This window comes from Paucibacter sp. KCTC 42545 (assembly GCF_001477625.1).
Lineage (GTDB): Bacteria > Pseudomonadota > Gammaproteobacteria > Burkholderiales > Burkholderiaceae_C > Paucibacter_A.
In genome coordinates, this window is the sequence record NZ_CP013692.1 from 1,185,137 (window position 1) to 1,205,769 (window position 20,633).

At 66.7% G+C, this 20,633-nt stretch carries 16 protein-coding genes; 7 read left to right on the forward strand and 9 right to left on the reverse strand.

All coding sequences use genetic code 11. From position 1 onward, the window contains the following. Window positions 1–32: 32 nt before the first annotated feature. Window positions 33–1,010, reverse strand: coding sequence for a transglycosylase SLT domain-containing protein (locus tag AT984_RS05255; RefSeq protein ID WP_058719192.1), 978 nt, complete (start codon window positions 1,008–1,010; stop codon window positions 33–35). Between the two features lie 384 nt (window positions 1,011–1,394). Here AT984_RS05255 and AT984_RS05260 point away from each other — a divergent pair, with 384 nt between their 5' ends. From AT984_RS05260 to AT984_RS05275, 4 genes are all read left to right on the forward strand, one after another. Then, the gene (locus AT984_RS05260) at window positions 1,395–2,177 is read left to right on the forward strand and encodes a hypothetical protein (protein WP_058719193.1); all 783 of its coding nucleotides are present in this window, start codon (window positions 1,395–1,397) and stop codon (window positions 2,175–2,177) included. 178 nt (window positions 2,178–2,355) lie between these two features. Then, entirely contained in the window at window positions 2,356–3,066 is a 711-nt protein-coding gene (locus AT984_RS05265; protein ID WP_058719194.1) for a CoA transferase subunit A, read from the forward strand. Next, window positions 3,066–3,704, forward strand: coding sequence for a CoA transferase subunit B (locus AT984_RS05270; RefSeq protein WP_058719195.1), 639 nt, complete (start codon window positions 3,066–3,068; stop codon window positions 3,702–3,704). Before AT984_RS05265 ends, AT984_RS05270 begins: the two co-directional genes overlap by 1 nt. Window positions 3,705–3,728: 24 nt before the next feature. Then, window positions 3,729–5,594, forward strand: a complete 1,866-nt coding sequence (locus AT984_RS05275; RefSeq protein WP_058719196.1) for a gamma-glutamyltransferase family protein — start codon at window positions 3,729–3,731, stop codon at window positions 5,592–5,594. Between the two features lie 36 nt (window positions 5,595–5,630). Here the strand turns inward: AT984_RS05275 and ubiM are convergent, their stop codons facing one another. The 3 genes from ubiM to AT984_RS05290 all read right to left on the reverse strand — a co-directional run bounded on the left by ubiM (window position 5,631) and on the right by AT984_RS05290 (window position 7,986). Then, window positions 5,631–6,890 (reverse strand): 5-demethoxyubiquinol-8 5-hydroxylase UbiM, encoded by a 1,260-nt coding sequence (gene ubiM, locus AT984_RS05280; protein ID WP_058719197.1) that lies wholly within the window; start codon window positions 6,888–6,890, stop codon window positions 5,631–5,633. A 67-nt stretch (window positions 6,891–6,957) separates the two neighbouring features. Next, window positions 6,958–7,449 (reverse strand): disulfide bond formation protein B, encoded by a 492-nt coding sequence (locus AT984_RS05285; RefSeq protein ID WP_231741531.1) that lies wholly within the window; start codon window positions 7,447–7,449, stop codon window positions 6,958–6,960. Between the two features lie 45 nt (window positions 7,450–7,494). Continuing rightward, window positions 7,495–7,986 (reverse strand): RidA family protein, encoded by a 492-nt coding sequence (locus tag AT984_RS05290; RefSeq protein ID WP_058719198.1) that lies wholly within the window; start codon window positions 7,984–7,986, stop codon window positions 7,495–7,497. Window positions 7,987–8,028: 42 nt separating this feature from the next. Between AT984_RS05290 and AT984_RS05295 the strand changes: the two genes are divergently transcribed. Continuing rightward, entirely contained in the window at window positions 8,029–10,575 is a 2,547-nt protein-coding gene (locus tag AT984_RS05295) for a DNA internalization-related competence protein ComEC/Rec2 (protein WP_231741532.1), read from the forward strand. Between the two features lie 50 nt (window positions 10,576–10,625). Here the strand turns inward: AT984_RS05295 and mltB are convergent, their stop codons facing one another. Genes mltB through AT984_RS05315 form a run of 4 tightly spaced genes read right to left on the reverse strand, consistent with a single transcriptional unit; the run spans window position 10,626 to window position 15,880 of the window. Beyond that, window positions 10,626–11,807: a lytic murein transglycosylase B gene (gene mltB, locus AT984_RS05300; protein ID WP_231741533.1), complete on the reverse strand. Its 1,182-nt coding sequence runs from the start codon at window positions 11,805–11,807 to the stop codon at window positions 10,626–10,628. A 5-nt stretch (window positions 11,808–11,812) separates the two neighbouring features. After that, the gene (locus AT984_RS05305; protein ID WP_082679804.1) at window positions 11,813–13,933 is read right to left on the reverse strand and encodes a transglutaminase TgpA family protein; all 2,121 of its coding nucleotides are present in this window, start codon (window positions 13,931–13,933) and stop codon (window positions 11,813–11,815) included. Continuing rightward, window positions 13,930–14,919, reverse strand: coding sequence for a DUF58 domain-containing protein (locus AT984_RS05310; RefSeq protein WP_058719199.1), 990 nt, complete (start codon window positions 14,917–14,919; stop codon window positions 13,930–13,932). The genes AT984_RS05305 and AT984_RS05310 overlap by 4 nt, the downstream gene beginning before the upstream one ends. Window positions 14,920–14,941: 22 nt before the next feature. Beyond that, window positions 14,942–15,880 (reverse strand): AAA family ATPase, encoded by a 939-nt coding sequence (locus tag AT984_RS05315; protein ID WP_058719200.1) that lies wholly within the window; start codon window positions 15,878–15,880, stop codon window positions 14,942–14,944. Between the two features lie 67 nt (window positions 15,881–15,947). On the opposite strand from AT984_RS05315, the gene AT984_RS05320 reads away from it, so the two are divergent. Both AT984_RS05320 and AT984_RS05325 read left to right on the forward strand, forming a co-directional pair. Then, window positions 15,948–16,883, forward strand: coding sequence for a histone deacetylase family protein (locus tag AT984_RS05320; protein ID WP_058719201.1), 936 nt, complete (start codon window positions 15,948–15,950; stop codon window positions 16,881–16,883). 149 nt (window positions 16,884–17,032) lie between these two features. Further along, entirely contained in the window at window positions 17,033–18,301 is a 1,269-nt protein-coding gene (locus AT984_RS05325; protein ID WP_058719202.1) for a mechanosensitive ion channel family protein, read from the forward strand. Window positions 18,302–18,383: 82 nt separating this feature from the next. Here AT984_RS05325 and AT984_RS05330 read toward each other — a convergent pair whose 3' ends face one another. Then, window positions 18,384–20,633, reverse strand: coding sequence for a xanthine dehydrogenase family protein molybdopterin-binding subunit (locus AT984_RS05330; RefSeq protein WP_058719203.1), 2,250 nt, complete (start codon window positions 20,631–20,633; stop codon window positions 18,384–18,386).

Here is a 20,633-nt window from a genome sequence, read left to right on the forward strand (position 1 = left end):
CGGGCCCCGGAGTCCCAGACGAGCGAGGCTTCTTATTTCCCCGGCAAGGGTGCGCGCATCAACCCCAGCACCGGTGAGGGCGGCGTGATGCTGGCGTCGAAGGGGTGGGAGCGCTGCCCGTTCAGCGCGCCGATGATGCGCTGCACATAGTTGCGTGTTTCGGCATAGGGCGGCACGCCGCGATAGCGCTCCACTGCACGCTCGCCGGCGTTGTAAGCCGCGAGCACCAGGCTCAGATCGCCCTCGAAATAAGCCAGCAACCAGCGCAGATAGGCCATGCCGCCGCGGATGTTCTGGGTCGGGTCGGTGAGCTTGCTGACCTTGAATCGGGCGGCGGTGTCCGGAATCAGCTGCATCAAGCCCTGCGCGTTCTTGGGCGACACGGCCAGCGGGTTGAAGTTCGACTCCCGCGCCATCACGGCTAGCACCAGATGGGGCGCCAACTGATAGTCCGGCGCCACCAAATCGACATAGTGCACGATCACCTGGGGCGCATTGGCCGGCGGCGCGGGCGGCGGCAAAGCCGCTTGGCGGGGGCGTTTGGCTGCTGCCAGCAAAGGGGCGGGGTCGCTGTCGGGCGGGCGCAGGCAGGCCGGCGGCGGGCCTTGCGGCGTGCCCATGGCGGCCAGCATATTCTGCGCTTGCGGCATGCCTTGCTCGGCCGCGGCGGCGAAGAGATGGGCGGCCTGGGCATCGTCGCGGGCAATGCCACGCGGGTTGGTCAGCATCCAGGCCAGGTTGAACTGGGCCACGGGGTCGCCATAGCGCGCGGCGCGGCAGTAGAGCTGGGCGGCCATCACCGCGTCGCGGGGCATGCCGTCGCTGCCGTGCTCATAAGCCTCACCCTCCCGCCGCCAGCGCTCCACCTGGGCTGGCACCACCGGCCCGGCTTCAGCCGGCGGCGTGCTGGGCCGGGGCAGGGACTCCAACGTCAGCACTTGGGCCGAGGCTAGTCCCAGCCACAGGCTTAGGGCACTCCAGCACAGCAGCAGACGGATGGGGGTGGACATGGGCGGCGGATGGGCTCGTGTTTGGGTGAAGCTTGAGCGCTTGGGGCCGTGTGGCTCATGCCTAGCTTGGCAAATTGAGCCCGGCAGGCGCCGCAGCCGCGAAAGCGGCAGCGCTAGTCTGGCAGCTGTGAGGCGGTTTTGTCATCTCAGTCCGCCCCGGACTTGGGGGGAGTGGCTTGGTGCTTAGTGCTATTGACCTTGCCGCCCCGTTGGCTTTGGGCTTGATGCGCCGGTAGCGGCATACGCAGACAGGGCTGAGCGCAGGGCTATCATCGCCCCGGCCAGGCGAGTGCCCATGCAGACGCACTGTGTGCCTTGCGCCGCCGGCGCCCAGTCGGCGTTTGCCTCTAAATTTCCTCTGCCTTCCCCCTCTTGCTCCCTGTCATGAATCGTTTGCAGTCCGAATTGAATCGTCTGTTCAGGCCCGCGCCCGACGCTGCGGCCACGGGCGCCGAGCACACCGCCGGCGGCTTGCTCGATGCGCAAGGTCGTGTGCGCGCCATGCGCCTGGGCTTGGCACAAGCGGCCGACTGGCGCGAGCTGGGCCTGGTCTGGCGCGGCGTGCAGCTTGATCTGGCTTTGCCGGCGCCGGCGATTGCCGTCTCGGGTCTAGAGGCGATTGAGCTTTGGTTTCCGCTCGTCCAGCCGGTGGCCGTGGCCCAAGCGCAAGCGTTTTTGGAGGCGCTGCGCCAGCGCTATCTGCCTGAGCTTGCGCTGCGCCGCATCAGCGTTTGGCCGGCTTCAGTTGAAGGCACCGATTCGGGCGAACTTTTGCCGCCCCAGCAGCGCAAGAGCGAGCAATGGTCCGCTTTTGTGGCACCGGACTTGGCACCGGTCTTTGCCGAAACCCCGTGGCTGGATATTCCGCCCAGCGAAGAAGGGCAGGCCGATTTACTGCGAGGCCTGCGCACCATCCAGCCCGCCGAGTTCGAGTCCGCTATGGCCTTGCTGTGCCCGGAGCCGACGGCCCAAGTCACCTCAATTGCCGACTCCAGAGTCGCCGACCCCGCCGGGCCGCAGTCACTTCCGCCCAGCAATCTCGACGCCAAGCAGTTTCTGCTCAAGGTCATGAACGACGAGGCCGCGCCGCTGGCCTTGCGCATCGATGCGGCCAAGGCTTTGCTGCCCTATACCGAAGGCTTGTCTGGCCCGCAGTCAGGGCGCTGACAGCGCATTCCTGGCTTAAGCCTTGCGTAGGCCTAGTCAGCCAGTTCCGACTTGCCAGCCTCCCGTCTAGCCCGGTTTGCCCATCGGGTGCTCCGCTTAGGCGAATCTACGTAAGCCCGTAGCGCCAGCTTCGGTAGTACGCTTGCGGGCTGTAATGCACTAGCGAAAGAGCGCATCGATGAACAAGATTTACCCCAGCGCGGCCGCCGCGCTCCAGGGCATCGTCAGTGACGGGCAGTTGCTGGCGGTGGGCGGATTTGGCCTTTGCGGTATCCCCGAGGCCTTGATTGCCGCCCTGCGGGACAGCGGCGTCAAAGACCTGAGCGTCATCTCCAATAACGCCGGCGTGGACGGCTTTGGCCTCGGCCAGTTGCTGGAAACGCGCCAGATCAAGAAGATGATTTCCAGCTATGTGGGCGAGAACAAAGAGTTTGAGCGCCAATACCTGGCCAAGGAGCTGGAGCTGGAGTTCACGCCCCAGGGCACGCTGGCCGAAAAGCTGCGCGCCGGTGGCGCCGGCATCCCCGCCTTCTACACCCGCACCGGCGTCGGCACCCTGGTGGCCGAAGGCAAAGAGTTGCGCGTGTTTGAAGACGGCCACACCTATGTGATGGAACGCGCTTTGAACCCGGACGTGAGCCTGGTCAAGGCCTGGAAGGCCGACAAGAGCGGCAACCTCTTGTTCCGCCGCACCGCGCGCAACTTCAACCCGGCCGTGGCCATGGCCGGCAAGCTGACGGTGGTGGAGGTGGAAGAGCTGGTGGAAACCGGCAGCATCGACCCCGACAGCGTGCATTTGCCCGGCATTTATGTGCACCGCATCGTCGTCAACGCCAGCCCCGAAAAACGCATCGAGAAACGCACATTGACCGTCAAGGGAGAGAAGTGATGGCCTGGACCCAAGACCAAATGGCCGCCCGCGCGGCTCAAGAGTTGGAAGACGGTTTCTACGTCAACTTAGGCATTGGCATCCCGACCCTGGTGGCGAATTTCGTGCCGGCCGACAAGGAAGTCTGGCTGCAAAGCGAGAACGGCATGCTGGGCATCGGCCCTTTTCCGACCGAGGATGAGGTCGATGCCGACCTGATCAACGCCGGCAAGCAAACCGTCACCACCATTCCCGGCAGCAGCATCTTTGGCAGCCACGACAGCTTCGCGATGATTCGCGGTGGCAAGATCAATTTGTCGATCCTGGGCGCCATGCAGGTGAGTGAAAAGGGTGACCTGGCCAACTGGATGATTCCGGGCAAGATGGTCAAGGGCATGGGTGGCGCGATGGACCTGGTGGCCGGCGTCAAACGCGTGATCGTGCTGATGGAGCATGTGGCGCGCAAAAAGGACGGCAGCGAGGATCTGAAAATTCTGCCTACCTGCAGCTTGCCGCTGACCGGTGTGGGCGTGGTCAATCGCATCATCACCGACCTGGCCGTGATGGACGTGACGCCTGCGGGCCTGAAGCTGGTCGAACTGGCCGACGGTGTGACCCGTGAGTTTGTGCAGAGCAAGACCGGCGTGGCGCTGATTTAGTCAAGCGCTAGCGCGGCCGCCCCGATGAGTTTCACGCGACTTCCTCAGTCACAGTTACTGCCGCTTTCCTTGCTGCTGGTCGCTGCGCTGGCGGGCTGTGCCGGCTCGGTTCAGCCCATCGGCGGGCCGCTTCAAAAGCAGCCTGTCGCCGCATCAGCATCGGCCTCGGCACCCGTCATGCCCGAAGCCGCCAGCGGCTGGCAAGACAAGCCGGGCTGGAGCAATGCCCACCAAGCCGTCGCCGCCGCCCATCCGCTGGCGGCAGCGGCGGGGCTGGAAATGCTCAATGCCGGCGGCTCGGCGCTTGATGCCGGCATTGCGGTGCAACTGGTGCTGAGCCTGGTGGAGCCGCAATCCAGCGGCATCGGCGGCGGCGCCTTCCTGATGTATTGGGACGGCCAATCGGTCAGTGCCGTCGACGGCCGCGAGACCGCGCCGGCCGCGGCCGATGAGCGCCTATTCCTTCTCCCCGACGGCAAGCCTATGGGCTATCGCCAGGCGGTGGTGGGTGGCCGCTCGGTCGGCACGCCTGGCCTGCTGCGCATGCTGGAGCAAGCCCATGCCCGCTTCGGCAAGCTGCCCTGGGCGCGCTTGTTTGAGCCGGCCATCCGCTTGTGTGAGCAGGGCTATCCGCTCTCGGCCCGCAGCGTCAAGCTGCTGCAGGGCGACACGGCGCTGCGTCAAGACCCGCAAGCTGCCGCTTATTTTTACGATGCCCAAGGCCAGCTTTTGCCGGCAGGTCATCTGCTGCGCAACCCGGCCCTGGCGGCGGTGTACCGACGGGTGGCGCAGGGCGGGGCGGATGCGTTTCTGACTGGGCCGGTGGCACAAGACATCGTGCGCCGGGTGCGTGGCCACGCGAGCAACCCGGGCCTGCTCAGCGAGGCTGATCTCGCCGCTTACCGGCCCATCTTCCGCCAGCCCCTGTGCACCGATTGGCGCGGGCAGAGCAGTGCGCCCTGGCAAGTCTGCGGTTTCGGCCCGCCGTCTTCAGGTCATCTGACCTTGATGCAGATTCTGGGCATGTTGCCGCAGCAAGATGCCGCTCAAGCTTTGAGTCAGGGCCTGCCGGGTGCCGCCTGGTTGCACCGTTATGCCGAGGCCTCCAATCTGGCTTACGCGGACCGCGCTAAGTACATCGCTGACCCCGATTTCGTGCCCGCGCCGGGCGGCGACTGGCGCAGCCTGCTGGCCAGCGACTATCTGCGCCAACGCGCGGCCCTGATTGGCCCGCGCAGTCAGGGTGAGGTGGCGGCCGGCCAGCCTGCGCCGCTGCGCCTGAGCTGGGCGCCGCAGGCCGAGCAGCCTGAGTACGGCACCAGCCACATCAGCATCATCGATGCCGGCGGCCACGCCCTGGCCATGACCACCTCGATTGAGGCCGGCTTTGGCGCCCGCATCATGAGCGATGGCGGCACTGGCCTAGCTGGCGGTTTTCTGCTCAATAACCAGCTGACCGACTTTGCCCTGCAGCCGCGCGATGCCCAGGGTCTGCCGGTGGCCAACCGGGTCGAGCCGGGCAAGCGCCCGCGCTCCAGCATGAGCCCGACCCTGGTGTTCGACCGTGCCAGCGGCCGCCTCTTGATGAGCTTGGGCGCGCCCGGCGGGCCGGCCATCATTCATTACGTCGCTAAGACCTTGCTGGCCAGCCATGACTGGCGCATGGACGCCCAGCAAGCCGTGGCCTTGCCGAATTTCGGCGCCTTCAACGGCCCCTTGCTGCTGGAGAGTGGCTTCTTTCCGGCCAGCACGGTGAGCGAGTTGCAGGGCTTGGGGCACCGCGTCATTCAGACCGATCTGCCCAGTGGCTTGCAAGCCATCGAGCGGCGTGGCCCGGGCTGGTTCGGCGCGGCCGACCCGCGCCGCGACGGGGTGGTGCAGGGCAATTGACGGGCGGCCGCTGCCCGCCAACGATCACTCAGGCCTTCAGGCCCGGCGCAGGGGATTCATGGCACGCAGCTGCTGCAACTGGCGCAACAGCGGCGGTTGCCGGCCGGTCAGCTGGGCGGTGATGAAGGCTTTGAGCGGCGGCAGGTGCTGGGCCGCTTGCAGCACGCCGCGCCGCAGCAGCTTGGCGGCGGGGCGCTCATCGGTGAACAAGCGCACCACCGTGTTGGTGCCTTGGTAGATGGCCCAGGTCTGGCGCCGATGGCTTTGCGCATAGGCTTGCAGGCCGGCGCTGGCGCCCAGATCCGCGCCGGCTTTGTGCGCTTGACCCAAGATGCCAGCCAGCAGCTCCACCCCGTAGAGGCCGAAGTTGTAGCCATGCGCCGTCACCGGGTGCATGCCCACGGCGGCATCGCCCACCAAAGCGAGGCGTTGGCCGGCAAAGCGGTGCGCGTAGGTGGCCACCAGTGGGTAGAAGTGGCGCGGCCCGGCCAGGCTCAAGTCGCCCAGGCGGCCGTGCAATTGTTCGCCCACCCAGCGGCAGAACTGGGCTTCGTCCCAGGCCAGCATGGTGTTGGCTTGGTCGGCCGGCAGGGTCAGCACGACCGAGCTGCATTGGCCGTTGAGCGGCAAGATGGCCAAGGTATGGCCGTAGTGAAAACACTCCAGCGCGGTGGCTTGGTTGGGCAGGCTGTGCCGCACCCGGCAGACGATCACGCTGCGGCCGAAGTCGCGCATCTCGGCGCCAATGCCGGCCCAGCGGCGGGCGGCGGAGAAGCGGCTGTCGGCGGCAATCAGCAAGGGGGCGCTGAGGGTCTCGCCGCTGGCCAACTGGAGCGTGGCGTTTTGGGGCTGCAAGCTGATGCCGCTGACCCGGGCATCGGCGCGGATGCTGATCATCTCGCTGCGCCGCAGTGCGCCCTGATAGGCAATGCGCCGCAGCCAATGGTTGGCGACCAGATAGCCCAGTGCGTCACGGCCGCTGCCGCTGGCATCAAAGCCCAGAAAGCCTTGGTTCAGTGCTTCGCCTTGGCCGTTGAAGACATGGGCCTGGCGCAGTGGCGCGATTTCGGCTGCGGGCAGATCCTGCCACTGGCCCAGCGTTTGCAAGATGCCCATGCCGCGATGGGTCAGCGCAATCTCGCGTCCGTCTTCGGCCGGCTCGGCCAAGTGGCTCAGCGGGCTGGCTTCCAGCACGCAGCTGCGTATGCCCTCGTCGGCCAGAGCGCAGGCCATGCTCAGGCCGGCAGGGCCGGCGCCGATGATCAGAACGTCAGGAGTGGGATTGGAGCTGGGCATGCTGCGGACTCGGGGTGCACAAGCCCAGCAGCTTAATCAGGCCCGGCGCCGCCGGGCTTGATGCGGATCAGCGCTTGCGCAATGCCTGCAGGCTCAGCAGCGCAAAACTCAGGTAAAGCAAGCCGCTCCAGAACTCGTAGGGCAGGCCCAGCAGCCGGTAAGCGGCGGCCTGGCTGCACGAGGCGGTGACCATGAAAACCGAGGGCAGCAGGTTTTCCAGATCCAGGCCGGTCAGGATGCGGTCGGCCAGGGTCAGGTCGCAGGAGGCCATCTTGGCCGCCACATCATGCTGATACCAGGCGGCAGCCAAGCCGGCCAGGGCCAGCAGCAGTACCAAGGCCAGGGACGCTTGGCGGGCCGGGCGCGTTTTCTGCAGCAGCCAACCCAGGCCTGAGACCAGGGCGATCAAGATGAAGATGCCGCGCTGCAGCACGCACCAGGGGCAGGGCTTGATGCCGAAGCTGTGTTGGGCGATCAGCGCGCAGGCCAGGCTGGCCAGGCTGGCCAAGCAAATACCGCCCAGCACTTTGCCGGGCATTTTCGAGGGCGTGAGGAACATAGGGGCGGGCTCGGGCTTCGTCGGCTTGGGTGAGATTCAGTCAGTTCAGTCGGCAGCGACTTCGACAATCATCTCGATCTCAACGCAAGCGCCCATGGGGATTTGCGCTACGCCAAAGGCGCTGCGGGCATGTGCGCCCTTGACCGGGCCGAAGACCTCGGCGAACAGCTCGGAGCAGCCGTTGGTGACCAGGTGCTGCTCAGTGAAGTCGCTGGTGCTGTTGACCAAGCTCATCAGCTTGACGATGCGGGTGATCTTGTTCAGATCGCCCACCGCGGCGTGCAGGGTGCCCATCAGGTCGATGGCGATGGCGCGCGCTGCGGCCTTGCCGGTGGCGGTGTCCACATCACGGCCCAGCTGGCCCACCCAGGGCTTGCCGTCTTTTTTGGCGATATGGCCGGAGACAAAAATCAGATTGCCGGTGCGCACAAAGGGCACATAGGCCGCAGCGGGCACGGCCACGGGCGGCAATTCGATGCCCAGCTTGCTGAGTTGCTCGTAGACGGAAGTGGCAGTCGTGTTGGCGTTGGTGCTCATGAGGGGACTCTGGCTTAGGATGAATGGCGGGCATCCTACACCGTGCAACGCGAGGAACTCGGCGCCGCCATGCAGCCCAGCTCATCATTGCCGACCGCTTGGCAGGCCACGCTGCCGGCCATTGCTTGGCTGCTGGGCTTGGCCGGACTGCAGCAATTGCGGGTCTTGCCCACGGTGTTGACGCTGGCGGGCTTGGCGCTGCTGGGACTGATTGCACTGGCTTTGGCATTTATCTGTCGCCGCCGCAGGCTGCTGGCCTTGCTGGCGCTGTGTTTTGCTATCAGCGTGCTGGCCTTTGCCCAAGCCGCCTGGCGCGCCCAACTGCGTTTGGATGAAGCCCTGCCGGCCGCCTGGGAAGGGCGCGATCTGCTGCTGCAAGGTCGGGTGGCCTCACTGCCCACGGCGGTGCAAGGCATTGGTGGCGCGCCGGGCTGGCGTTTCGAGTTCGAGTTGGCGGCGGGGCTGGATCCGCAAAGCGGCCAGGCGCTGAGCGCGCAATTGCCGCGCCGCCTGCTGCTGAGCTGGTACGCCGCGCCGGAGCAGGCCCCACCGGCCCTGCAAGCGGGCGAGCGCTGGCAACTGCTCGCCCGGCTCAAGCAGCCACATGGCTTGATGAACCCCCATGCCTTTGATTACGAGTTGTGGCTATTCGAACAGGATCTGCGCGCCACCGGTGTGGTGAGAGACGCTCAAACGCGCGCTCCAGCGAAAAACAAGCGCCTGCAGGCCGCGCCCTGGTGGAGCTTGGACAGCTGGCGCCAACGCTTGCGACAAGCTCTGCAAGCTCAGGTCAGCGACCCCGCCGTGGCCGGCATTCTGGCGGCGCTGAGCCTGGGCGACCAGGCGGCCATCAGCAAGGCCGACTGGGGCTTGTTCCGCGACACCGGGGTCGCGCATTTGCTTTCGGTCAGCGGCTTGCATGTGACCATGTTTGCCTGGGGCATGCAGGGCTTGTTCGGCTGGTTGTGGCGCCGCAGTGCCAGGGTTTGCCTCAGGCTGCCGGCGGTGACGGCGGCACGCTGGGCTGGGGTGTTGGCCGCTCTGAGCTATGCGCTCTTTTCGGGCTGGGGCGTGCCCGCGCAGCGCACCGTGTGGATGCTGTTGAGTGTGGCCGTGCTGCGCAGCTTGGGGCTGCGCTGGCCCTGGAGTTTGATCTTGTTGGCGGCGGCCGTGGTGGTGACGGCCATCGATCCATTTGCCATCAGCCAGGCGGGGTTTTGGCTGTCCTTCTTTGCGGTTGGTTTGTTGATGGCCAGCGGCAGCGACGGTGGCGAGCAGACCGCTGCTGGCGGTTGGCGCGCCCAGCTCAAAGCGGGCCTGCACAGCCAGTGGGTGGCCACCCTGGGCCTGACGCCGCTGAGCTTGCTGTTCTTCCAGCAGATCTCGGTCGTCGGCCTGCTGGCCAATTTGCTGGCGATTCCCCTGGTCAGCTTTGTGATCGCGCCGCTGTCCTTGGCCGGCGCCTTGCTGCCCAGTCTGTGGTGGTTGGCAGAAGGCTGCGTGCGCGGGCTGATGGCCTATTTGCATGGGCTGGCGCAGCTGCCTTGGGCTGTGTGGACGCTGCCGGTGGCGCCGCTGTGGGCGCAAGCGGCGGGTTTGTGCGCAGGGGCTTTGCTGGTGTTGCCCTTGCCTTGGCGCCTGCGTCTGCTGGGCTTGCCGATGGCGCTGCCGCTGCTGTGGCCGGCCCCCTGGCAGCCGGCCCAGGGCGATTTCGAATTGCTGGCGGCCGACATCGGCCAGGGCAATGCCGTGCTGGTGCGCACCGCCACGCACAGCCTGCTTTACGACAGCGGCCCGCAGTTCGCGCCCGGTATTGATGCCGGCCAGCGCGTGCTGCTGCCCCTGTTGCGGGCGTTGGGCGTAGCGCGCCTGGATCGCCTGATGCTGAGCCATCGCGATAGCGACCATGTGGGCGGCGCCGCCTCGCTGCTGGCCGGTATGCCCATCGGCTTGCTGCACAGCTCGCTGGAGCCCGAGCATGGCCTGCTGCGCGAGGCTTCTGCACGCGGCGTGTTGTTACAAGCCTGCACGCAAGGCCAGGCCTGGGTGTGGGACGGCGTCGCGTTTGAGCTGCTGCACCCGCGTGCCGAGCACTATGTGCAAGGTCTCAAAAGCAATGCCATGTCTTGCGTGCTGCGCTTGCGCAGCTTGGCTTCAGGAAAGACCGCGTTGCTGACCGGCGACCTGGAGGCGGCGCAAGAGCTTGAACTCGTCCAACAACTAGGCCCGCAGGCCCTGCGCAGCACTGTGCTGCTGGTGCCGCACCACGGCAGCAAGACCTCCAGCAGCGCGGAGTTCTTGGCCGCCGTGGCGCCGCAAGTGGCTGTGGCGCAAATGGGCTATCGCAACCGCTTCGGTCACCCCGCGCCCGGCGTGGCGGCGCGTTATCAGGCTCAGGGGATTGCGCTGCTTCGGTCCGATGAATGTGGCGCCTGGCGCTGGCGCAGCGAGGCAGCGCCAACATCTTGGCCGGTCTACCTTGGCGAATGCCAGCGCGAGCTGGGTCTGCGCTTTTGGCATTGGCGGCCTGCACCGGTGAGTGCTGAGATGGGGCCTTGGCCTGATGGCGATGTGGGTTTGAGGGACTGACGGCGGCGTGATGCAATCAGCAGCCCCAACTCACCGGAAACCCGCTTGCCTCAGGGACGCGCCTTGCGCAAATCAGCCAGAGCCCGGCCCAGGTCGATGACGGCAAAGGCGTAGTAACTGCTCCAGTTGTAGCGTGTCAGCGCATAGAAATTCTCGCTGCCCAGCCAGTAGCTGGGCGCGGCGCTGCCGTTTTGCAACTCCACTACGGCCAAGGGGCCGTGGTGCTCCATGGCGGCTTCTGAGGGCACGGCGCCGAGGGCTTGCAATTGCGCCAGGCTGAATGTGGGCTTGATGTCGGGCGCCAGCAGAGCGGCGCGGGCGGAGGTTTCCACCGGCATGGCCAGGCTGTAGTGGGTGGGCATGCCGGGTTTCCAGCCGAATTCGGCCAGGTAATGGGCCACGCTGCCGATGGCGTCGGCGGGGCTGTTCAGCAGGTCCACATGGCCATCGCCGTCGAAATCGATGGCGTATTTGTTCCAGCTGCTGGGCATGAATTGCGGCCAGCCCATGGCACCGGCAAAGCTGCCCTTGACGTTCAGCGGGTCCAGGCCTTCGCGTTGGCAAAGCTTAATGAATTCGGCCAGCTCGCTGCGGAAGAAGGGGCTGCGGTCGCTGCGGCCGCTGGGGAAGTCAAAGGCCAGGGTGGCCAGGGCGTCGATGACGCGAAAGCCACCGGTGATTTGGCCGTAAAAGGTTTCTACCCCGATCAGGCCGGCGATCAACTCGGCCGGCACGCCGTACTGGCTTTCCGCGCGGGCCAGGGCGGCGGCATGGCGCTCCCAGAACTCCAGGCCAGCCTGCAGACGTTTGGGTTCGACAAAGCGGGCGCGGTAAGCCGCCCAGTCTTTGGCCGTGCCTGCCGCCGCCGGCATGATCAGGCGCTGCACTACCGGCATGCTCTTGGCCTGGGCCAGCTGTTGACGCAGCTGCAGGCGGGCAGCCTCGTCCCAGCCTTGGGCGGCGGCCAAGTCGTCGGCGAATTGCATCGGCTCGGGGCGCTGGCCGAAGGGCTGCGGGGCTTTGTCATTCACTTTGCCTGCCGCGCTCTTGTGGGCCTTGGTGGGCTTGCTGGTGTTCGTCGGTTTCTTCTTGGCGGTCGTATTCGCCGCAGCATTGGCCGGGCCGCACGCGACTCCGAGGGCCAATCCAATCCCGGCCAGCACAGCAAGCAGCCGCTTTGTTGACTTGAGGTGGTTCAAGGGGCGGCGGCAGTTGGCGAATGAAACGGGCATGAGGCTCAGTGCGAAGAAGAAGGATGAGGTGGGGCGCTGGCGCCGGATGCTGGGTCGGCAGTATGGCGCAGGCGTCGCAGCGCTTGGCGCAAAGCCAGGCGCCAGCGCAGGCGGTCGCGCCAGCCTTGTGGTGCCGCGGCCGGGCTATAGCGGCTTTGCTCCAGTTCGGCCAGCAGGTCCAGGCTGGGCGCAGCGGCTTCGGCGCCGAAGCGCTGCTGCAAGAGCGTGGCCCATTGGCGGGGGCCTTGGTGTGGGGCGGCGTCCAGGCCAAGCCCGCGCAAGGCCCGCACGACTTGCGCCCGCTGGCGCGACCAAGCATCGCGTGGCCGGCTGCTCCAGATCGACCAGATGCCGCCGCCCAGGGCCAGCAAGGCAATCAAGACGGCGCTGACGCGGCCCAAGGCCAGCCAGTCTGGGCTGGCGATGCCCACGCTTTTCAGCAAGTCGAACTGGTCTTGGCGCGAATAGTTCAGCACCAGCTGCTGCCAGCGGTTGTTGAGCGTTTCCCAGCCGCCGCGCAGGCTGCGCCACAAGTCTGGGTTGAGCTGACCCAGGGCCGCGCCCAAGGCGCCGGGCGCGGGCTGCAAGGCCTGACCCTGGCGTATGCGCTCGGGCGCCACCGCGGCGGTGGGGTCAACGCGCTGCCAGCCCCGGCCGCTGACCCAGATCTCGGTCCAGGCATGGGCATGGCTGTTGCGCACGATCCAGTAGCCGTCTTGCGGCAGCGGGTCCATGCCCTGAAAACCGGTGACGATGCGGGCCGGCACGCCCATGGCGCGCATCATCACCACAAAAGCGGCGGAGAAATGTTCGCAAAAGCCCAGTCGCCGGTCGAACCAAAATTCATCGATCAGGTGCGGCGTGACTTCACCGTAGCGCCCCGGCGCCAGGGTGTAAGCGAAGTCGGCCGTGGCCAGATGCTGCAACACGGCGGCGGCCAGGGCGGGGCTGATCTGCTCCGCGCTCATGCCGGCAAAGCGCGGCTGGCGGCGCAGGTCGGCGGCCCATTGCAGGCTGCGCGGATTGCGGCCGGGCGGCAGCTCCAGGTAGTTTTGCAGCGCCAGTCTGGGCTGCAGGGGGCCGTGGCGATAGTCAAAAAAAGCTTGCGCGTTCAGGCGCAGGCGCTCGGTGATGGGCCGGGGCGCCGTCCATTGCAGCTCGGGCGAGCGGGTCACGCTGATGCCGCCCAGGTCGAGTTCGCTGCCCACCGTCTGCGGGCTCATCTCCAGCAAGGGCAGCACCTGGATGCGCAGTGGCTCCACCGTCAGCTCGTAATTCAGGGCGGGGCCTTGCACCTGCAAGTTGTCGCTGGCGCCGGGCCAGTTTTGCCCGGCGGGCCGCCAGCTGCGGCCATCAAACTGGGCCAGCACCGGGCCACGGAAGTAGCGCGCGGCCGGGGGTGGTGGCTCGCCCTGGAAGCGCAGGCGCATGGCGATGCCATCGTCATTGGCGATCTCGGACATGGCGCCGAAATCCAGCTGATTGGATAAACCCGTGCGCCCCACTGCATCGGCCGGCAAGCCCCACAGCGGCGCAATGCGCGGGAATAGCATGAAGAGCAGCAGCATCACCGGCAGGCCGAACATGGTGCTGCGCGCCGCCAGGCCAGCGGCCAGCTTGATGCTGGGCTGGCCCACCGGCATTTGCGCCAGCACCACCGCGCTCAGCAGCGCCCACACGCACAGCAGGGTCCAGGCGGCGGTGAGCAGGGACTGCGAGTAGAGAAAATTCGTCAGTACCAGAAAGAAGCCGAGGAAGAACACCACAAAAGCATCTCGCCGGGCGCGCAGCTCCAGGGTTTTCAGCGCCATCAGCATCACCAACATGGTCACGCCGGCTTCGCGGCCGATCAGGCTGCGGTGGCTCAGCCAGGTCAGCCCGACCGAAATGCTCAAGACCAGCACCAGCATCCAGCGCCCGGGCAGCGGCCGGCTGGTCCAAGCGAGCAGGCCGCGCCAGCCCAGAATCAAGGCGGTGATGGCACTGGCCCAGAGCGGCAGATGCGCGAAATGGGGTGCCAGCGTGGCGGCGATGCCCAGCAGCAGGAACAAGGTGTCGCGGCTGTCGCGGGTTTGCTGCTGCCAGGCGCGGGCCAGGCCGTGCTTGTCGGCACTGAGCGGGCTCATGAACTCACTCCGAAGGCGGCCAGGGCTTCCAGGCACTGGCGTGCGTGCGCGGGGCCGAGGTCTTGAGCCAGGGGGGCGCCCTGATTCAGCCGCAGCCCATAGGGTTGCTGCAGGCGCTCCGCCGCCAGCACCCAGGCGCTCAGGCGCGAGAGCCGGGCTTCGCTGTCCAGCCCGGCGCAGTCGCGCCAGTCCAGCCACAGGGCGCGGTTGGCGGGGGCCTGGGTCTGGCGCACCCACAAGGGCGTGCCTTGCTCAAAACTCAGCGCCGCTTTCTTCCAGATCACCTGGCGCATCGCGTCGCCGCGCCGATAGGGCCGCACGCCTTCAAAGTCCTGGCCTTGGGCCGAGGGCGTGGCGCTGGCGGGTTGTGCCTCTTGCTGGCCATCTTCGCCGGCCGCTTGGGGCGCGGCAAAGGGCGGGGCGGGTGTTTCGGCACGTGGGTAGACCCAGGCTTTGGCGGCCGGCCGCCAGATGCTCCAGGCCCGGAAAAGCCCGAGCGGAAACCGGGTGACGATTTGCAAACCCGGCAGGGGCTGGTGGCCGCGCGGGCCGGCGGGCAGGCGCAGCGTCAGCAAGGCGTGGCCGAGCGCGGGCACATCGGTCCAGGCGATGTCTTGCTCTGGCCCGCCCTGCACATGCACGCCGATGCCGAAGCGGGCGCGGCCGCTGTTGTGCAGGCGCAGTTCCAGCTGCAACTCATCGCCGGCAAATACCGGCTCCGGGGTTTTCAGGTCCAGGCTCAGGCCGTGCAGATTGGCATGCGTCAGGTGCATGGAGGCCAGGCCCGCGCCGGTGAGCAAAAAGGTCAGCAAATAGCCCAGGCTGAGCTGGTCGTTGATGGAGGCCACCAGCAGCAGAGCCAGGGTGGCGCAAAAAAACAGGCCGGGGCGGCTGGGCAGGATGTAGACATTGCGCTGGGTCAGCTCGGTCGTGTCGCTGCGCGGGTGGCGGGCCAGCCACCAGGCTTGCCAGGTTTGCTTGAGCATGGCGCTAATGTCTGGCCAAGGTTCAGGGCAGGGCGATGGCTTCGATCATCGCGCGCACCTGCTCACGAGCGCCGCGTCCCGCACCCGCTTTGGGTACCAGGCGGTGGGCAATGGTCTGGGGCAGGATGGCTTGCACATCTTCGGGCGCCACAAAGTCGCGGCCGTCCAGAAGGGCGCGGGCGCGGGCGGCGCGCAGCACGCCCAGGCCCGCACGCGGGCTCAGCCCTTCGGCAAACCACTGGCCCGAGCGGGTGGCTGCGAGCAGGGCCTGCAAATAATCAAGCAGCGCGGCGGAGGCATGAACCTCGCGCACATCGGCCTGCGCCTGCAACACGGCGGCGGGCGACATCACCGGCTGCAGGGCGCGCATGGCCTCGCGGCTGTCTTGCCCGCTGAGCAGTTCGCGCTCGGCGGCGCGGTCGGGGTAGCCCAGGGAGATGCACATCAAAAAGCGGTCCAGCTGCGACTCGGGCAGGGGGTAGGTGCCGAGCTGTTCGCTGGGGTTTTGGGTGGCGATGACGAAAAAAGGCTGGGGCAGGGGGTGGCTGACGCCGTCCACGCTGACTTGCTGCTCTTCCATCGCTTCGAGCAAGGCGCTTTGCGACTTCGGCCCGGCGCGGTTGATCTCATCGGCCAGCAGCACTTGGGCGAATACCGGACCGGGGTGGAATTCGAAGGCCGCTTTCTCGCGCTCGTAAATCGTCACGCCCAGCAAGTCCGAGGGCATCAGGTCGGCGGTGAACTGCAGGCGCGAGAACTTCAAGCCCATGGAAATCGACAAGGCATGGGCTAGGGTCGTTTTACCCACACCGGGCAAGTCCTCGATGAGCAAATGGCCGCCGGCGATCAAGCAGGCCACACAGTCGCGGATCTGCGCCGGTTTGCCCTTGATGATCGTGCTAATCTGCTGCTGAAGGGCTGTCAGAAGTGCAGTGCTTTGTTGGCGTGATGCGGAACTCATGCGTCACACCATAGCAAACTTCATGACGGGCCATCCCTTGGAAAAACAGTTAAAAGCTGCCCGCCCCATGTCCACTGCCTACCTGAGCCATCCCGACTGCCGCCGCCACGATATGGGCGCAGGCCACCCCGAGTGCCCGCAGCGGCTGGATGCCATTGAAGACTGGCTGATTGCCAGCGGCATCGGCGAGACCCTGGTGCGCCTAGAAGCCGAAGAGGTGCGCATGGCCGATGTGGAGCGCGCCCATACCCACGGCTATGTCAGCGAGGTGGCCGAGGTGCTGCAGGCCTGCGCGGCCAATGGCAGCCACCACGCCATGGACCCCGACACGGTGGCCAACCCGCACACCTGGGCGGCGGCATTGCGCGCCGCCGGCGCCGCGGTGCAAGCCACCCGGCTGGTGCTGGACGGCACGCATGAGAACGCTTTTTGCGCGGTGCGCCCGCCCGGCCACCACGCCACGCGCGACCAGACCATGGGCTTTTGCTTCTTCAACAATGTGGCGATTGCCGCCCGCTACGCCCTGGACGTGCGCGGCCTCAAGCGCGTGGCCATCGTGGACTTCGATGTGCACCATGGCAACGGCACCGAGGACATCATTGCCGGCGATGACCGGGTGCTGATGGTCAGCATCTTCCAGGACCCGCTCTACCCCTACAGCGGCGCCGTGCCCAAAGGCGAGAACATGGTCAATGTGCCGGTGCCCGCCTATACCCGTGGCGGCGAGGTGCGTGAGATGGTCGAGGCCATGTGGTTGCCGGCGCTGGAGCGCTTCAAGCCGCAGATGATCTTTATCTCGGCTGGCTTTGATGCCCATCGGGATGATGATCTGGGCCAACTCGGCCTGGTCGAGGCCGACTACGAATGGCTGACCTTGCGCATCATGGATGTGGCCAAAGCTCATGCCCAGGGCCGCGTCGTTTCCTGCCTGGAAGGCGGCTACCACCTGGGCGCCTTGGCGCGCAGCGTCGGCGTGCATTTGCGGGCGATGTCTGGCGTTTGAGTGAGGCCGGGCTCAGTCTGAGCCTAGCCCGACCGAAGCTTGATGCTGTCTCAGCGTGACGCCCAGGACACTCGGGGTGCATGGGCCGCACAGGCCGCTCGGCGAGTCGGTGAAAATGGCGATCTTCTTGTTTGCCCCCACTCATCCGCATGAATCAGACCAACAGCACTTTCGACCTCGCCGAACTCCAGGGCTTGCTGCAATCTCTGCTGACGCCGACCGCCTTGCTGGGCTTGGGTGTCTTTCTGGCCTGTTTGGGCGTGTCGTGGTTGGTGGTGAACCTGATCAATCGCCGGGTGCCGCATCGGACTAACTCGGTGCTGTTCGGCACCCATGTGGTGGACGGCGTCTTGTTCCCGGTGCTGGCCTTGGTGCTGGCCATCATTGCCAAGCGCACCTTGCCGCTGGTGGGGGTGTCGCCGGCGGTGTTCAAGCTGGCGGTGCCGGTCTTGGTGTCGCTGGTGCTGATTCGCCTGAGCGTGCGGGTGCTGGGCGCGGCCTTTCCCGACTCCAAGATGCTTAAGACCCTGGAGCGCACTGTCTCCTGGCTGGCCTGGGGCGGCTCGATTCTGTGGGTCACCGGCATCCTGCCCTTTGTGCTGAAGGAGTTTGAGGACATCCGCTGGAAGATGGGCGGCTCGCAGATGACGCTGCGCAATCTGGTCGAAGGCGCCTTCTCGGCCGTCATCGTCCTGGTGGTGTCGTTGTGGATTTCTTCCTTGATCGAAGCCCGCTTGTTGCGCGGCGGCACGATGGATTTGTCCTTGCGCAAGATTGCCGCCAATGCGACGCGGGCGATCTTTTTGTTCGGCGGCTTGTTGATTGCCTTGTCCTCGGCCGGGATCGACCTCACCGCTTTGGGTGTGCTGGGCGGCGCGCTGGGCGTGGGTATCGGCTTTGGCTTGCAGAAGCTGGCGTCCAACTATGTGTCGGGCTTTGTGATCCTGGCGGAGCGTTCGCTGCGCATCGGCGATATGGTCAAGGTGGATAACTTTGAAGGCCGCATCAGCGATATCAACACCCGCTACACCGTCATCCGCGCGCTCAGCGGCCGCGAAGCGATTCTGCCCAATGAGATGCTGATCACCCAGCGGGTCGAAAACATGTCGCTGGCCGACCCGCAGGTGCTGCTCAACACGGTGGTAACGGTGGCTTACGGCACCGATCTCGACAGCCTGTTCCCCAAAATGGTTGCCGCGGCGCTGAGCGTGGAGCGGGTGCTGAGGACGCCCGAGCCCAGCGTTCAGCTGAGCAGCTTCGCCGCCGATGGCCTGGAGCTGACCCTGTACTTCTGGATTGCTGACCCGCAAAACGGCCAGGGTGGGCCGCGCTCTGACGTCAATATGGCCCTGCTGCGCTTGCTCAATGAGCTGAATGTGGAGATCCCCTTCCCGCAGCGGGTGGTGCGGCAGTCTTGATTGAACTGCCTTGAACCGCCGCCCGCCGCGGCGGGTCGGGGCCTTGGAAGGATGGCGCGGCCAGTCGCTTCCTTCCCTTGTTTCAGCCTTCTCCCATCGTTGCCGTCGGCAACAAAGGCAAGCTGCGCACCGCCTGACCGGTGAGTTTGAGCAGCGCGCCGGCCAGTGCGGGTGCGAAGCTGGGCACGCCCAACTCGCCCACGCCGCCGATGGCCTGAGTACGGTCCAGTTCCGCCGGGCTGGGGATCAGGGTGACCGAGACGGTGGGCATCTGCTGCAAGCGGATCATCGGGTTGGTGTTGAAGTTCTTGCGCTGCGCCGCGCCATTCACAAAGGTCTGCTGGCCGTAGAGCGTGGCATTGATGGCGTGCACCACGCCGCCGATCAGCTGCGCCTCCACATTGCGCGGGTTGACGGTGAGGTAGCTGTCGCAAGCCAGCCAGACCCGGCTCAGCTTGAAGTTACTCAGGCTGCTGCCGGTGATCTCAACCACCATGGCCACGATGGTGTTGAAGGCGCTGCCGATGGCCACACCGCGGGCGCTGCCGGCGCGCGGCGGGCTGCTCCAGCCGCTGGCGCCGGCCACGGCATCCAGCACTGCGATCCAGCGCGGGTCGGTCAGGCGGGCGCGGCGGAATTGCAACGCGTCTTGGCCCGCCATTTGCGCCAGCTCATTGATGGCCGATTCCACCGCAAAGGTGTTGATCGAAGCGCCCACCGAGCGCCAGAAACCGACCGGGATAGGCGAGGGGTGGCTGACCCACTCGACCCGCCGCGCGCCAAAGGCATAGGGCAAAGCTTGAGCCGCCTCATAGCCCTGGCTGTCGCCCTTGGGGCCCAAGACGCTGCCGCGTTGGCCAAGAATGGAGGGCGAGACATTGCGGTAGATCCAGCCCGCGACGGCCTGGCCGGGGTCGAGCGCGGCACGCACCTGCACGGCGGCCATGGGGCGGTATTGATCGTGGGTGAAGTCTTCCTCGCGTGGGTAGACCAGTTGCACCGGCCGGCCCAAGGCCATGCCCAGCTGCACCGCTTGGGCGATGAAGTCCACCTCGGCCTTGCGGCCGAGACCGCCGCCGAGCAGGGTGGTGTGGATGTGCACCGCGCTCTCAGGCAGGCCGGTGAGCTGCATGGTGATGGCCAGCGCATTGCGCGCGGACTGGGTGGGCGCATAAACGTCGCAGCGCTGCCCGGCCACATAGTCGACCGTGCAGTTCAGTACCTCCATGCAGGCATGGGCCACATAGGGCAGGGAGTAGGTCGCGTCCAGGCGCTTGACGTCGTTGCGGGCGAGGGCGGCATCCGGGTTGCTGGCGCTGGCCTCCACCGTGTAGCAGGTGCCCGGCGGGTTGGCGGCGCCGGCCACAAAGGGTGGGGCACTTTTGAGTAAGGCCTTGGCGTCGGCCAGGATTTGCGCGCTATTGAGCGCAGCGGCATTGGCGGGCAGCAGCCATTTGACGCCCAGGCTGCGGGCCAGGCGCATCGCGTCCCAGCTGGTGCTGGCCACCACCGCCACGGCGTTGATATTGCCCGCCACATCGGCGCCCCGCGCGGTGCCGGGCGTTACCGACAGCGGCACCAGGGCGATCGCCGCGCCCGGCTTGGCCGGCGTTGCCGCCAGCTTGCCGCCAAAGGTGGGGCAATGCTTGACGACCGCGAAAACCTGGCCGGGCAGGCGCACGTCCAGCCCGTAGCGGGCGCTGCCGTCCACCTTGCTCGGGATGTCTTGCCGCTCCAGCGCCTGCCCGATCCAGCGCAGCTGGGCGCCGGGCACCAGGGGCGCGCTGGCGGGTGGCGTCAGCAAGGCGGCGGCCGGGGCCAGCTGGCCATAGCTGTAGCGCGCGCCGCTGCTGTGGCTGACCACGCCGTCCAGCACCGTGTAGCTGCTGCGGGAGGCGTCGCCGTGTCGGTTCATGGCTGCCTGCACCAGGGTCTCGCGGGCGATGGCGCCGGCGTCACGCAAGCGCCAGAAATTGTTGCGGGTGACGCCGGAGCCCACCGTGTTGATGGCGCTGCCCACCGGCGCGGGTGTCACCAAGGTGGGCCCGCCTTGCGCGATGCGGACGCGGGCCGGGTTGACCATCAGGTCCTCGGCCAGGATCTGCGCCAGGCCTTGCACCGAGCCCTGGCCCATGTCGGAGGCGCCCACGGTGAGGGTGATGCTGTCATCGGCGCCAATGCTCAGCCAGGTGTTGACCTGGGTCGCGTTAGGGGTGCCTGGCGTGGCGGCCTGGGCCTCGCGGCCATCGAGCTGGAAGCCCAGGGTGAAAGCCACCGAGCTGGCGACGGTGGAGGCGAGGAACTCACGGCGTTGAAGGGGAGGAGTGCGCAT

Coding starts and splice junctions, on each gene's coding strand:
- AT984_RS05255 (WP_058719192.1), bottom strand. CDS start 1,010: ATGTCCACCCCCATCCGTCTGCTGCTGTGCTGGAGTGCCCTAAGCCTG.
- AT984_RS05260 (WP_058719193.1), top strand. CDS start 1,395: ATGAATCGTTTGCAGTCCGAATTGAATCGTCTGTTCAGGCCCGCGCCC.
- AT984_RS05265 (WP_058719194.1), top strand. CDS start 2,356: ATGAACAAGATTTACCCCAGCGCGGCCGCCGCGCTCCAGGGCATCGTC.
- AT984_RS05270 (WP_058719195.1), top strand. CDS start 3,066: ATGGCCTGGACCCAAGACCAAATGGCCGCCCGCGCGGCTCAAGAGTTG.
- AT984_RS05275 (WP_058719196.1), top strand. CDS start 3,729: ATGAGTTTCACGCGACTTCCTCAGTCACAGTTACTGCCGCTTTCCTTG.
- ubiM (WP_058719197.1), bottom strand. CDS start 6,890: ATGCCCAGCTCCAATCCCACTCCTGACGTTCTGATCATCGGCGCCGGC.
- AT984_RS05285 (WP_231741531.1), bottom strand. CDS start 7,449: ATGTTCCTCACGCCCTCGAAAATGCCCGGCAAAGTGCTGGGCGGTATT.
- AT984_RS05290 (WP_058719198.1), bottom strand. CDS start 7,986: ATGAGCACCAACGCCAACACGACTGCCACTTCCGTCTACGAGCAACTC.
- mltB (WP_231741533.1), bottom strand. CDS start 11,807: ATGCCCGTTTCATTCGCCAACTGCCGCCGCCCCTTGAACCACCTCAAG.
- AT984_RS05305 (WP_082679804.1), bottom strand. CDS start 13,933: ATGAGCCCGCTCAGTGCCGACAAGCACGGCCTGGCCCGCGCCTGGCAG.
- AT984_RS05310 (WP_058719199.1), bottom strand. CDS start 14,919: ATGCTCAAGCAAACCTGGCAAGCCTGGTGGCTGGCCCGCCACCCGCGC.
- AT984_RS05315 (WP_058719200.1), bottom strand. CDS start 15,880: ATGAGTTCCGCATCACGCCAACAAAGCACTGCACTTCTGACAGCCCTT.
- AT984_RS05320 (WP_058719201.1), top strand. CDS start 15,948: ATGTCCACTGCCTACCTGAGCCATCCCGACTGCCGCCGCCACGATATG.
- AT984_RS05325 (WP_058719202.1), top strand. CDS start 17,033: ATGAATCAGACCAACAGCACTTTCGACCTCGCCGAACTCCAGGGCTTG.
- AT984_RS05330 (WP_058719203.1), bottom strand. CDS start 20,633: ATGCGCACTCCTCCCCTTCAACGCCGTGAGTTCCTCGCCTCCACCGTC.